This is a genomic window from Deltaproteobacteria bacterium (genome assembly GCA_016219225.1).
In the GTDB taxonomy this organism is placed as follows: domain Bacteria; phylum Desulfobacterota; class RBG-13-43-22; order RBG-13-43-22; family RBG-13-43-22; genus RBG-13-43-22.
Window position 1 is genome coordinate 1 of sequence record JACRBX010000210.1, and the last position, 12,220, is coordinate 12,220.

Consider the following 12,220-nt stretch of genomic DNA (forward strand, 5'->3'; position numbering starts at 1 on the left):
AACACTGTATAATCTTTCCCCACGGGGGCCGGTGCGGGAGAATATAACCTCCCATTTCAACCCTCGGTCAAAATAAACCTGGTCCCAATCCATATTGGAAAGCTTCCTTAGGGTCCCCAGCACTTCTCTTTGTTCCTGTTTGGATAGATTAAATAAGTGCCTTTGAAAAACCGGATTATTCAGATCAAGAAGGACTGAATTTTTTGCGGCAGGGTTCATTTTTTTAACCGGGACTCGATGGCTTTTAAATCACTTTTCCGGGGAGGGTTTTTTTGGGCCCAGGCAACCGCCTCATCAATTTCGGTTCGGGCTTTGGGTTGGTGCAACCACTGTTCACTGTTAGGAACAAATTGCCCGACTTTGACAATCCACACCCCGTCTTCGATTTGATCGACCAATACCGTCTTGCCGGCGAATTTTTTGCCCAAAGAGATTTGACCGCTTCGACCGACAGATTTTATAACTTCCATGATTCTTCTCCGTTCATTTTATTATGATTTATGATAGCATGAATGCATGAAAAATCAAGAATAATCGCCGGAGAGGAACCGACCGAAATCTTCAAATCCTGGTCAATCCTTCATTACTTGAAATTGAGAAAAAGGCCTGAGCATATCTTTAGATCAGCTCAGGATGTCTTTCCGGTATAGCGGTTGGTGATCGGCAGGCGCCAGTCCTTGCCGAAGCTCGGGAGGTAGTCTTGATTCCCGGAGGGCTTTGACGTCGTTTGTATTCATTGCGGTCCACCAGGCGGCCTGTTTGACCTTTTCCACCATAGCCCGGTGGATATCGGGCGGCAGCCCCACCGAGTCGGGATTTTTGTAGCATAATTCCCTTTCCAGGGGTAGGCACTCTTTTTCCACGAACTTTCTCATGGTCGCCTGCATGAGTTTCATTTCACCGGTAAATTCAAAATCCCTTAAGGCTCCTCTTACCCCAAAAAATTCCGAATTAAATTAGGACGCAGATTTTCGCCGGTACCCGCAGATAACTACTCGTTATATTCAAAATCTTGCCAATCTGCATTTATCTGCGTCCCAAATACAATTTCCTACTGCCCGAGACCGTCCAGAAAAGGGAGGACGGCTTCGATGAAGGCCTGCGGTTGATCGATGTTGACGGCGTGGCCGGCGGCCGGGATGACAACCTTTCGGGCCCCGGGAATCTTCAAGGCCATATAATCGGCAGAGGCCAAGTACGGTTTATCCTCCGCCCCGACTATGATCAGCGTGGGAATCTTAATTTCCGTTAGCGAATTAATAACCCGGGCGTCGCGCTGGGTCAACATCCCCCGTGCCGCCCGGGCCAGCCCCTCGGCTGAACGGTGCCTGGCTGTGGCCCGCTCCTGGCTGGATGACGGCAGAACATTCAAGCCCTCTTTTTCATAGCGATCAGCAGCGGCCAAAGCGATTTTGTTCCATTCCCCCCGGGCCTCGTCCTTCCTGAAACCAGGCCCGGTATCGACCATCAGCAATGCCTTAACGCGCTCGGGAAAAATTTGGTAAAAAACCAACGACATATACCCGCCGAGAGACTGTCCACCGAGGATAGCCCGATCGGCTCCGACCTGATCCAGGAGTGCGGACATGTCGGCTATGGTCAAGGCCTCACTGTAGGCGGCCGGATCTTCAGGGTAGTCCGACTGACCGTGACCGCGCATGTCCCAGATAACCAGGGTATGCTTCCTGGACAAGGCCTCGACCTGACCGCGCCACATGTCGCAGGTGGCTGAAAATCCGTGGGTGAGCAACAGAACAGGGCCCTGGCCGTGCACCTCAAAATAGAGATCTACCCCGTTGCGGTTCAACTTTGGCATGGTGTTTCTCCCCCTTTGCGATTGTTACCATCTTCCTTTTTCGGATACTCCAATGGTCTTAATATCATCAATGTTCATTTCTTTCCTCCTTTTTTTATGGGCAGCCGTTGTTTATTCAAGCCGACCCCCAATCCCCTTGTTACGGATGAGGTTCCTTTAAGTGATTTTCTCATAAATCCGAAGGAACGCCCTTCCTTTTTCCGGGAGATCCTTTTTTTCTCCTTGACCCTTCCCTTAAGGTAATTTATGCTCCTTCGACCAAATGCAATTTTGGAACGAAATCTTCATACTTCTGTGGGGAACCACGAAGCATGAAAATTGATTTCGCCGAACGCCGAACGCTAAACGACGAACGGTATTTTCATATTAACAAGGAGGAATATCATGGACGACGATATCAAAAAAAGAACCCGGGAGACGGCGGCCAAGCTCTTCGGTGGGGGAATAAAGATGGACCCCCCATACCTGACCTGGAAGGAATTCGACCGGGGCCTGGCCAACGATCTATCCATGTTCATCACCGGAAACCTCTATTCCAGAACGGTCCTCAGCCTGCCGGAGAGGCAGATGGTGGCCTGCGCCATGCTGGCCGCCCTGGGAGCGGCCGATGAATTAAAGCTCCACCTCAATGCCGCCCTGAATGTCGGCTGCGACCCGAAAAAAATGGCCGAGGTCTTTTTCCAGCTTGCCCCCTACGGCGGCATGCCTCTGGTCAACAAGGCCCTGGAAGTCTTTCGAGAGGTATTACAAGGCCGGGGGGAATGGGAAACGTTTAAAAAATAAAGCAAATTCTTTCAAACGGCACCCTCTTCATATTTCATCATCTGCCGCGCCTTTTTGACCATGATTTTTTTAAAGGGTCGGAAGTGTTGAAGGACCTTGAACACCGCCGGCATGGGGATAATATTTTGGGCAGCCGATTTTTCGGTGGATGAGGTAATATGACCGAGGGTGGCCAGTTCTTTCCCCGCGGTCTCAAAAGCTTCATAGGCCTCGACCAGTTTAGGTGCCCTCCGGAAGGCCTCCGGGTCTTTTCCGTGACCGGCGAAGCGTCCTGCATTACGGACCAGCACCCCCACCTGCGGTGCGTCGTTAAATCTGGCATAGGTCTGGAAATAGGAGGTGACGTTGCCGGTCATCTCTTTTTCCAGGTTGTCGCAACAGACCAGGACCGCGAAGGGTTTTGAACAAATGGCCTGATCGATGTGATGGAAGACCAGGCCGCTTTGCGTCAATCGCAGGTCGAAGACGTCGGCCGTGGCGTAAAGGCGTTCCAGAAAGATCTTCAGCAAGCCCGACAGGCCGAAGACATAAACAGGCGTGGCAAAGACGAGGATATCCGCCCAAGCCATCTTCTCAAACACCGATCGAACGTCGTCTTTCCCGTCGAAGACGCATTTAAGATAGTGCTCCGGGCTGTTGCATTTTCCGCAGGAAAGACAATGGTGGATTTTCAGTTCCGTCAGGTGGATCACTTCAAACTCGGCCCCGGCGGAGACAGCGCTTTTGGAGAGCTTGGACAACAGGAAGGACGTATGGCCCTGACGGCCGCGATAAGACCCGTTGATTGCCAGTATTTTCATGAATGCCTCACCTTTCCTTTTTTATTTTGGACGCAGATTTTCGCCGATACCCGCAGATAAACTCTTCTAATTCTGACCATCTGCACGATCGGCCTTCTGCCGATCCGAGTTCATCTGCGTCCAAAATACATCTAAATCCCTGTAGGTACAAGAGATGAATTGTGCCCCGGAACCCTTCACCTCGTCTACGCAAGACAAGAGTCCCGGCTTTCGAAAAACCGCGAACGGGGCGGCCGCTTTGCTCGGCCTGAAACGCAGCACCCTTTATACGCGCATGAAGAGGCTTGGGCTGTCCGGCTGACGGGATCGCCCCTTTGGACTGTCAGTCTAACCGAGTTAATGCCCACAGCAGGGGCATCAGATTTTGCAATTGTCTTTTATAGTATTCTATGTATAATTTTGCTCCATAATTATATGGAGGTGCTCCCGTGTTAATCGATACGGAAAAAATGATACCGATAACCAGGTTGCAGAGGGAACTCACCCTGCGGCTTAAAGAAGTCTCTGAAACAGGGGAGCCGGTTTATGTGTTAAGGAATAATAAAATGGCGGCGGTTATCATTTCCAGTGAAGAATATGAGCTGTTGAAAAATGTAGAAGAACTCCTTGAACATCTGGAAATTTCAGAGGTCATTGAGCAAAGGCTAAAAAGACCTGTTTGCCCGAAAAATATTCCCTGGGAGAAAATAAAGAAAAAACATAGCCAAAAAAAATATCGCCTGGTTTATCGCTTAATCGGAAAGCACAGTGAGGTCATAGAAATCGTGGGGATCGGGAAAAGTGACAAAGAAGCGGTTTATAAAATGGTTTTCGAAAGATTAAAAAAATTTTCTTAGAGAACGTCAGGGAATATATTACCTGTATATTTAAAAACACCGGATGGTATTTTAACCCTAGATAAAACAGGCCGTTCGCACCTCCTAATATCCTTGACTTTCCATTCATGCCTATTTTATTGTGGAGCTACCCTGATTAATCATGGAGGTTCAAATCGGGAAAAAGGCCAAGGGCCGGATTGGGAAGATCATAAAACCATTGCACATTTTCCATAACATTTGAAAGGAGGAACCAAACCATGAGCCGCTTCCCGGAGTATGATCGATACGACGGTCTGGGCCTGGCCGGTCTGGTCCGCCAAAGGCAAATCCATTCGATGGATCTGTGCGAAGAGGCCATCGATAGAATCGAACGGATCAATCCGAAGATCAATGCGGTGGTGACCAAAATGGTTGACCAGGGCCGACAGGCAGCCTCAACCTTTCCGCCTGACGGACCCTTCGCCGGGGTCCCTTTTCTGATCAAAGACCTGGATTACGCTTATGCCGGCGTTCCTATGGCCTCGGGCTGCAAGTCTCTAAAAAACTATGTGCCCTCTCATGATGATGAAATGGTTGTGCGTTTTAAAAAAGCCGGATTGGTGATCCTGGGCAAGACCAATACCCCGGAATTCGGCCTGTTGGGAGTTACCGAACCTGTACTTTTCGGCCCCTGCCGCAACCCCTGGAATACAGCCCACACCCCCGGCGGCTCCAGCGGCGGCTCGGCGGCCGCGGTAGCCGCGGGCCTGGTCCCCCTGGCCGCCGGCGGGGACGGCGGCGGGTCCATCCGTATCCCCTCGGCCTATTGCGGCCTCTTCGGTTTGAAGCCGAGCCGGGGACGCAATCCTTCCGGCCCGGACTCGGGTCAGGTCTGGTTAGGGGCGGTTCAGAATCATGTCCTCACCAGGTCGGTCCGTGACAGTGCGGCCATGCTGGACGCCACTCAGGGCCCGGACCGGGGCGCCCCTTATGAAATTCGTCCTCCCGAAGGCCCTTTTCTAAAAGAGCTGGACAAAGATCCCGGCCAATTGAAAATCGCTTTTAACAGCCGATCTCCCATCGGAACCCCGGTCGACCCGGAATGTGTCCGGGCCGTGGAAGAGGCCGCCCGTCTTTTGGAAAGTTTAGGACACCATCTGGAAGAAGCCCGGCCGGACGTTGACGGCAAGGGTTTGGCCAAAAGCTATCTGGCCTTGTATTTCGGTTTGGTGGCGGCTCATATTGAAGAGTTGGAAGCGGTGCTCAAGCGGAAAGCCCGGTCGGGGGACGTTGAACTCCTGACCTGGACCCTGTGCCTGCTCGGCCGCACCTTTTCTGCCGGATACCTCTACCAGGCCTTGCTCCAATGGGACCGGGCAGCCCGGCAGATGGGTCTTTTCTTTGGGAAGTATGACCTCTACCTGACCCCGACCACAGCCTATCCGCCGGCCAAAATCGGTGAACTGCAACCCAAGGCCTCGGAGGTCCTAATGATGAAGACGGTCAATGCCTTGAAATTGGGCCACCTCTTAAAGGGCCTGGGTCTGGTGGACCAGATGGCGGAAAAGAGCCTGGAAAGAACGCCTTTCACCCAATTAGCCAATTTGACCGGATTGCCGGCCATGTCGATACCCCTTTCCTGGACCGCGGACGGTCTGCCCTGCGGCGTTCAATTCATCGGACCTTTCGGGGAGGAAGCCCGGCTCTTCCGCCTGGCCGCCCAATTGGAAAAGGCCCGGCCCTGGTTTGGTAAGCGGCCGTCATTGCAGGTCTGAAAAAATAGTGTCTGACACATAGGGCAACACGCCACCACCTCCGGATCAGCTTCTTTTATCCTGGATTCCAATTAATAAGCCCTTGTTCAACCACCTTATTTTATTTATTTTTTAGACTTTTTTTCTTCCCTTTTTTCTTCTTGACCCTCGCTCTCTCATATCTTATACTCTTCCCATCTAATAGGAAAAAGGACGAAAATTGATTTCTGAATCCACTCCTGCCTGCCCACGACAGACACTCAAAGAACAGCTCCGTCTATTTGCCTTTGAGGATGTTCTTTTGCCACCGTCCGAAGTCTTGAGTCAATGTTTGTTGGAATTGAGTAAGCGGGAAAGATTGGCTGCTCTCCTGGAAGGAGAATTAAATTTTCATGGTGAAAAAAATGGATACGCTTCTCATGATCTTCATTCCTTTGCCGCAAAATTCCCCCCCCAATTGCCCCGGGCATTTATAAGGGGTTTGAGCAATCCAGGTGATGTTGTTCTGGACCCTATGATGGGATCGGGGACAACTGTTGTTGAGGCATCTCAGGAGAAACGCCAGGCAATTGGGATTGATATTGATCCCTTGGCGTTGCGGTTAGGCCGTGCCAAAACGATGGCCAATGACTTGTTCACGATTCGAGATTCATGGAATAAAGTCATTAAAAAGGCTATCGAATTGCTCTCCCAAAAAGAAAGGATCGAACAATACCTTTCTCAATTTTTTGATGATCGAACAAAATCTTTTGTGGATTATTGGTTTCTGCCAGAAACCCAACGTGAGCTAATGGCCTTAGCAATGGCCATTCAAGAAATCACGGACAAACCCTCTCGCCACTTCCTCGAGTTGATATTTTCTTCGATCATCATCACCAAATCCGGGGGTGTTTCAAAAGCACGGGATCTGGCCCATAGCCGACCGCATCTTGACCCAACGAAAACACCTAAAAACGCCTTGGAGCAATTTTCGATTCGAATGCGCAAAAACCTCAATAACCTTGAAGAGATGGAGACGATTGGCAAATCGACCAAGGTTATCGCCGGAGATGCGCGCTCTATGCCGATCGCTAATGAAGCCGTTGATCTCATTGTAACTTCACCCCCTTATGCCAATGCCATTGATTACATGCGTGCCCATAAATTCTCCCTGGTCTGGTTTGGAAAGTCAATCTCAGATCTATCAAAACTACGTGCTGAATATATTGGTTCCGAACGTATCGGACAGATTCCGTGCGTTGCGCTTCCTGATCGGCCGCAAAGGATTCTGCAGCGTCTTCAAGAGCTTGATCACAAAAAATCAGAAATTCTTCGAAAATACTTCATTGAGATGAAGGCCATACTTTCAGAAATGTTTCGTGTCCTTCGCAAAAACTCCGCTGCCATTGTTGTTGTTGGGACCTCCGTTATGCGGAACCTGGACGTCCAGACCCATGATGGCCTTGCTGATATTGCCGCATCATTGGGCTTTGATGTAGTTGGGGTAAAACAACGTATTTTAGATCGCAATAGACGTATGATGCCAGCCCGTTTCGGCAAAAAATCAGATTCGATGATTGAGCAAAGGATGCATGAAGAATACGTTATCGGACTCTTGAAACCGGGATCTACTGAAATTTCTGCGTAGTTTTCTAAAAAATGAGGATTCTATGACTGTTGCTCAGATCCGAAGAACTTACCATCAGAATATTTGTAAAAAAATTATAGCCCTGAAAAAAGGGATCCCGAATTTTTCCGATAGCGGTAGCAGAGGAAGCGTTGCTATTGCCATGGAAATCGTCAAGCATCTGAATTGTCCTCTTGCTAAAAAGGCGCCTCCGGGTCAAACCGCTGGAATTCTATTCGAGCAGATAACAAAAGATTTTTTAAGAGACTCCTTTGAACTCCTAAACCATCTTCGACCGGGCAAATGGCTTTTTGCTATTAATCAGAGCATTTCCCAGTTTGATCAATATGAACATGTTGCTCATTTACAGCACTTGCTTCAAGAAAAGCCAGAATTGGCAGCGGCGCTGGGAGGGGACTATCTGGTAACCCCGGATATTACCGTTGCAAGATACCCTGTTTTAGACAACGAAATTAATAAACTCAATCCAATTGTTACCCAAAAAGATCCATTTTGTCGATTGTCACCGTTGAGATCATCAAATCGCTCTTCCCCATCTTTAATTTTACATTCAAGCATATCATGCAAATGGACCATGCGAAGCGACCGGGCACAAAATATCAGGACAGAAGCGCTTAATTTAATTCGGAATCGTAAGGGGAATACCCCCCACATCATGGCCGTTACCGCCGAACCCTTGCCAACAAGACTGGCCTCACTTGCGCTGGGCACAGGGGATCTTGATTGTGTATATCATTTTGCACTCACTGAGCTTCGAGAAGCTGTCGAAAAAGTGGGGAGTGAAGACCAGATGGAAATGCTGTCCGGAATGATTGATGGTCGACGTCTGCGAGACATAAGCGATTTACCATTTGATTTAGCTATATGAATTCCAAGGAGGAAGCCATGTCAGAAGTATCCCGAAGACAGTTTCTTGCAGGAGGCGCGGCATCTGCCCTGTCGTGCTCCTTGGTGTTTGCTGATGGGCAAGAGGCCAACGCTTTTCAATATGAGCCCCCGGCCCAAATTCCTTTTTCCCCGGAACGTGTAAAGGCCAACGAATTGATCGCCCGGGCCGCCAAGCCGGCAGTCGTCAAGGTGCGTGACCATGTCTATGCCGCCATCGGATATGCCCTGGCCAATATGATCATGATCGAAACCCCCGGGGGCCTGGTGATCATCGACACCACCGAAAGCTTTACCGCAGCCAGGACCATCTGGGAAGAGTTCCGCAAAATCACTGACAAGCCGGTCAAATATGTGATTTACACCCATAACCACGGCGACCATTTCCGGGGCACGAAGGTCCTTTATCAACCGGGGGTCGAGGTGATCGCCCATGACGAATTCATGAAGGAAGTCAAGCTTCAGGAACTCCGTGGAAAACGTGGTATGATCGGAGCCATGGCCATGTTCGGCCTCATGTTCCCCTATGATGACCGGTATCCTATGCTGGGGACCTGGCCTGAACCGGGCGTCGTTCATTTGCACTGGGAAACCATCCGGCCTGAAGATCTGATCTGGCCGACGAAGACCTTTAAGGACCGGTATGCGTTCACCCTCGGCGGTATCGACTTCAATCTTCTGCATGTCCCCGGAGAGACACCCGATCAGATTATCGTCGAAATCCCGCAGTATAAAACCGTCTGCTGTGCCGACAACTTCTATCCCTCCTTTCCGAACCTTTATACCATCCGCGGAACGAGTTACCGCCCGGTGCTGGATTGGGCCGAAGCCCAGAATACAGTCATCAGGCTGGCACCCGACATACTGGTCCCCAGCCATGGTATGCCGCTCCATGGCCTGGCACTGATCAAAGAGGTGTTGGGCAACTATCGGGAGGCCATTTTGCATGTTCACCGGATCGCCTTCGAGGCCGCCCAGGAATTCAAATCCATCGACGAAGTGGCCTCCCGGGCTGGGCTGCCTCCCGAACTGGCGGTACTCCCTTATTTACAGCAATTCTACGGCTCTATCCCTTACTGCGTGCGGTCGATCTACGAGGGGCTGGTGGGATGGTTCGACGGCGATCCGGTCAACCTCCAGCCTATGACCAGAAAGGAATTGGGGGCCGAAATTATCGCCCTGGCCGGTTCAGCGGAAAATGTCCTCCTTCGGGCTCAAAAAGCCCAGCAGGAAGGACGGCATCAGGCGACCCTGGAGCTTTGCGAAGCGGTTTTGGCTAACGACGAACGGAACCAGGCGGCCCGTAAAATGAAGATCGCCTCGCTTATGGCCCTCAGCCGCTCTTCCATCAACATGCCGACCGTCAATTACTACCAATCCTTTGCCTGGATGGAACAGAACAAGATGTAATTACGGAGAAAATTCGAACCTCCTCCGGCCACCCCTTTCAACTTCCCGGAGGCCTTGCAGCAGGCCTCCGGGCTCGGCCGAACCGGTTTCCCACTGACCAATCCGCAGCGATGCTCCCATATTCAGAACCAACCCTTTTTTCTGATAGCCCGAACAGCCTCAATATGGGGTTTTATCAGCTCTAAAATACAGGATTTGCCCTATGGAAATATTTTTTACCAGGGCTATTATGTATAATAAAATTCAATAAAAAATTAAGAGGAGGAGAGAAAAATGAATAAAAAAATCATCGTTGCCGGGTTCATCCTGTTAGGACTATTCCTGTATCCCCTGGCGGGGCACAGTGCCGAGGGGGGGAAATTCGGGATAGGGGTCCGTGGGGGCTGGTATAAATCCAATGATTCCGATGACGGAAAAATGTATGGGGGTCTTCAGGCCCGTTGGAAGATTTTACCGGCCTTGGCTATTGAAGGGGTGGGGGATTATCGGCCCGAGGAATCATTCTCCAATAACCGAAAAATCACCAGTTATCCGGTCCTGGTTTCCGCTCTCTTCTACCTGAGACCCGGGGCGCCGGTTTCCCCCTATCTCCTTGGGGGAGTGGGCTGGTACTATTCGAAGCTGGAAGACAGCCGGGGGACTACCTGGTCCAACGATTTCGGGGCGCACCTGGGGGGCGGGCTGGATATCCCCCTTTCCTCCAGCCTGGTATTTAACGCCGACCTGCGCTACTACTTCCTGAACTTAGACGATCAAAAGGTCAAGGACCTGAAGACCAACGGCTATATCATCAGCGCCGGCTTGACCTTTTATTTCTGGTAAACTCCCTGCCCGGCTTGGTGCCTGAAAAATAAAAAAAGGAGAAGACTATGAAACATAAAAATCATTCTTTGGGGACGAGAAAGGCCTGGTTGCTGGCCGTCGTTGTTTTTACCTTTATAAACATGAGCATCATCCTGCCGGCGGCCCCGGCCCTGGCCGATGATAAACAGGAGGCCTCGCAACTGGTGGGCAAGGCCAAGTTCTTGATGGAAAGTTTTATGTCCGATCCCAATCTGGAGGCCTTTCGCCACCTCATCAAACAGGCCAAGGCGGTTTTTCTCGTACCCGAATTGCTGAAAGGGGCCTTTATTGTCGGAGCCTCCGGGGGCAATGGTTTGTTTTTAGCGGCTGATCCGAAGACCGGAGTCTGGAACGGTCCGGCCTTTTATACGGTCGGCGGGGCCAGCTTCGGGCTGCAGATAGGCGGAGCCTCTTCCGAAACGGCCATCCTGGTCATGACCGAGAGGGGCATCTCCTCCTTCTTGTCCAACAGCCTTAAGCTTGGTGCCGACGCCGGCGTGGCCGCCGGTCCGATCGGCATCGGGGCGGCAGCGGCCACAGCCAATCTCAGCGCCGATCTGATCAGCTTTTCCCGTTCCAAGGGGTTGTACGGTGGGGTCTCTTTGGACGGCAGCGTCGTCGCCGTTCGGGACGGCCTGAACGCCGCCTTTTATGGCAAAAAAGTCACCCCGACCGATATCCTGGTCCACCATGAGGTGAAAAGCGAGGCAGCCTCGGCTCTGATCGAAGAGGTGGCCAAAGCGGCCAAAAAATAAGGGAAGAGAAGGACCGGGCCGTCTTATAATACTGCTGTCATTACGGGTTTGACCCGGCATCCATTGAAGCCAGCAGGGTCAGCAGCCTTTCATGGATCCGGTCAAATCCGCCGTTGGACATGATGAGGACCACATCGCCGGCCTTAAGGTGACCGGAAAGGAAGGCCAGGATTTCCTCCGTATCGGGGAAATAACAGGCCTGCTTTCCGGAACTGACCAGCTTCTTAACCAACTGGTTCGAGGAAAATCGTTCCCCCTCCGGTATCTTGGCCAGGTCCGGGGCCTCCCGGATCAGGACCAGATCGGCCCCGTCAAAGGAAAGACCATATTCTTCCTGAAAAATTCTGCGGCGGCTGGTATTGGTCCGGGGTTCAAAAACAGCGATCAGTCGTCGTCCCTGATATTGGGCCCTCATGGCCTGTATGGTTTCCCGGACGGCGGTCGGATGGTGGGCAAAGTCGTCGATGACCGTAACCCCGCCCTGGATTCCCCGGATTTCCTGCCGGCGATGAATCCCCTGGAATCCGGCCAGTCCCCGGGCGATCGTCTCCGGAGACAACCCTAAGTGGGTCAATAGAGGAACAAGAGAAACAAAATTCAAGGCATTATGTTTTCCGGCCAGGGGGGAATCAAAGGCTCCGAAGAACTCCTGGCGGCGATAGACCTGGAATCGGCTCCCTTTTTCCGTAGGCGTTAATTCCTCCAGATGCCAGTCCCAACGGGCCTCCAGGCCATAGGATTCCACCGGGC

The 12,220-nt window shown here is 51.3% G+C and carries 14 protein-coding genes; 9 read left to right on the forward strand and 5 right to left on the reverse strand.

The features are described 5' to 3' along the window. Window positions 1–215 precede the first annotated feature (215 nt). From HY879_17840 to HY879_17850, 3 genes are all read right to left on the reverse strand, one after another. Entirely contained in the window at window positions 216–470 is a 255-nt protein-coding gene (locus HY879_17840; protein ID MBI5605201.1) for a hypothetical protein, read from the reverse strand. Between the two features lie 153 nt (window positions 471–623). Then, window positions 624–875 (reverse strand): hypothetical protein, encoded by a 252-nt coding sequence (locus tag HY879_17845; GenBank protein ID MBI5605202.1) that lies wholly within the window; start codon window positions 873–875, stop codon window positions 624–626. Window positions 876–1,051: 176 nt separating this feature from the next. Then, complete coding sequence (locus tag HY879_17850; GenBank protein ID MBI5605203.1) at window positions 1,052–1,816, reverse strand: alpha/beta fold hydrolase; 765 nt, start codon at window positions 1,814–1,816, stop codon at window positions 1,052–1,054. Window positions 1,817–2,200: 384 nt separating this feature from the next. Between HY879_17850 and HY879_17855 the strand changes: the two genes are divergently transcribed. After that, window positions 2,201–2,599 carry a carboxymuconolactone decarboxylase family protein gene (locus HY879_17855; GenBank protein MBI5605204.1) on the forward strand — a complete coding sequence of 133 codons (399 nt, stop codon included), beginning with the start codon at window positions 2,201–2,203 and terminating at the stop codon, window positions 2,597–2,599. Window positions 2,600–2,610: 11 nt separating this feature from the next. Here the strand turns inward: HY879_17855 and HY879_17860 are convergent, their stop codons facing one another. After that, window positions 2,611–3,399 carry a flavodoxin family protein gene (locus HY879_17860; GenBank protein ID MBI5605205.1) on the reverse strand — a complete coding sequence of 263 codons (789 nt, stop codon included), beginning with the start codon at window positions 3,397–3,399 and terminating at the stop codon, window positions 2,611–2,613. A gap of 154 nt (window positions 3,400–3,553) precedes the next feature. Between HY879_17860 and HY879_17865 the strand changes: the two genes are divergently transcribed. The 8 genes from HY879_17865 (at window position 3,554) to HY879_17900 (ending at window position 11,470) form a co-directional block, all read left to right on the forward strand. Further along, on the forward strand, window positions 3,554–3,700 hold the full coding sequence (locus HY879_17865) for a hypothetical protein (GenBank protein ID MBI5605206.1): 147 nt from the start codon (window positions 3,554–3,556) through the stop codon (window positions 3,698–3,700). A 127-nt stretch (window positions 3,701–3,827) separates the two neighbouring features. After that, window positions 3,828–4,235, forward strand: a complete 408-nt coding sequence (locus HY879_17870; protein ID MBI5605207.1) for a type II toxin-antitoxin system Phd/YefM family antitoxin — start codon at window positions 3,828–3,830, stop codon at window positions 4,233–4,235. Between the two features lie 239 nt (window positions 4,236–4,474). Beyond that, entirely contained in the window at window positions 4,475–5,971 is a 1,497-nt protein-coding gene (locus HY879_17875; GenBank protein ID MBI5605208.1) for an amidase, read from the forward strand. A 199-nt stretch (window positions 5,972–6,170) separates the two neighbouring features. Then, window positions 6,171–7,577: a site-specific DNA-methyltransferase gene (locus HY879_17880; GenBank protein ID MBI5605209.1), complete on the forward strand. Its 1,407-nt coding sequence runs from the start codon at window positions 6,171–6,173 to the stop codon at window positions 7,575–7,577. 22 nt (window positions 7,578–7,599) lie between these two features. Then, the gene (locus HY879_17885; GenBank protein MBI5605210.1) at window positions 7,600–8,445 is read left to right on the forward strand and encodes a restriction endonuclease; all 846 of its coding nucleotides are present in this window, start codon (window positions 7,600–7,602) and stop codon (window positions 8,443–8,445) included. Between the two features lie 17 nt (window positions 8,446–8,462). Next, a complete protein-coding gene (locus HY879_17890) occupies window positions 8,463–9,872 on the forward strand; it encodes an alkyl/aryl-sulfatase (GenBank protein ID MBI5605211.1) in 1,410 nt (469 codons plus the stop codon). 273 nt (window positions 9,873–10,145) lie between these two features. Beyond that, on the forward strand, window positions 10,146–10,694 hold the full coding sequence (locus HY879_17895; protein ID MBI5605212.1) for a porin family protein: 549 nt from the start codon (window positions 10,146–10,148) through the stop codon (window positions 10,692–10,694). A 47-nt stretch (window positions 10,695–10,741) separates the two neighbouring features. Beyond that, window positions 10,742–11,470, forward strand: a complete 729-nt coding sequence (locus tag HY879_17900; GenBank protein MBI5605213.1) for a lipid-binding SYLF domain-containing protein — start codon at window positions 10,742–10,744, stop codon at window positions 11,468–11,470. Window positions 11,471–11,510: 40 nt separating this feature from the next. On the opposite strand, the gene HY879_17905 is transcribed toward HY879_17900, so the two are convergent. Next, window positions 11,511–12,220: UDP-N-acetylmuramate:L-alanyl-gamma-D-glutamyl-meso-diaminopimelate ligase (locus HY879_17905; GenBank protein ID MBI5605214.1), on the reverse strand; the 710-nt coding region annotated here is incomplete at its 5' end.

Excerpts from the sequence above, each read along its gene's own strand:
- HY879_17840 (MBI5605201.1), bottom strand. The coding sequence starts at position 470 with ATGGAAGTTATAAAATCTGTCGGTCGAAGCGGTCAAATCTCTTTGGGC.
- HY879_17845 (MBI5605202.1), bottom strand. The coding sequence starts at position 875 with ATGAGAAAGTTCGTGGAAAAAGAGTGCCTACCCCTGGAAAGGGAATTA.
- HY879_17850 (MBI5605203.1), bottom strand. The coding sequence starts at position 1,816 with ATGCCAAAGTTGAACCGCAACGGGGTAGATCTCTATTTTGAGGTGCAC.
- HY879_17855 (MBI5605204.1), top strand. The coding sequence starts at position 2,201 with ATGGACGACGATATCAAAAAAAGAACCCGGGAGACGGCGGCCAAGCTC.
- HY879_17860 (MBI5605205.1), bottom strand. The coding sequence starts at position 3,399 with ATGAAAATACTGGCAATCAACGGGTCTTATCGCGGCCGTCAGGGCCAT.
- HY879_17865 (MBI5605206.1), top strand. The coding sequence starts at position 3,554 with ATGAATTGTGCCCCGGAACCCTTCACCTCGTCTACGCAAGACAAGAGT.
- HY879_17875 (MBI5605208.1), top strand. The coding sequence starts at position 4,475 with ATGAGCCGCTTCCCGGAGTATGATCGATACGACGGTCTGGGCCTGGCC.
- HY879_17885 (MBI5605210.1), top strand. The coding sequence starts at position 7,600 with ATGACTGTTGCTCAGATCCGAAGAACTTACCATCAGAATATTTGTAAA.
- HY879_17890 (MBI5605211.1), top strand. The coding sequence starts at position 8,463 with ATGTCAGAAGTATCCCGAAGACAGTTTCTTGCAGGAGGCGCGGCATCT.
- HY879_17895 (MBI5605212.1), top strand. The coding sequence starts at position 10,146 with ATGAATAAAAAAATCATCGTTGCCGGGTTCATCCTGTTAGGACTATTC.
- HY879_17900 (MBI5605213.1), top strand. The coding sequence starts at position 10,742 with ATGAAACATAAAAATCATTCTTTGGGGACGAGAAAGGCCTGGTTGCTG.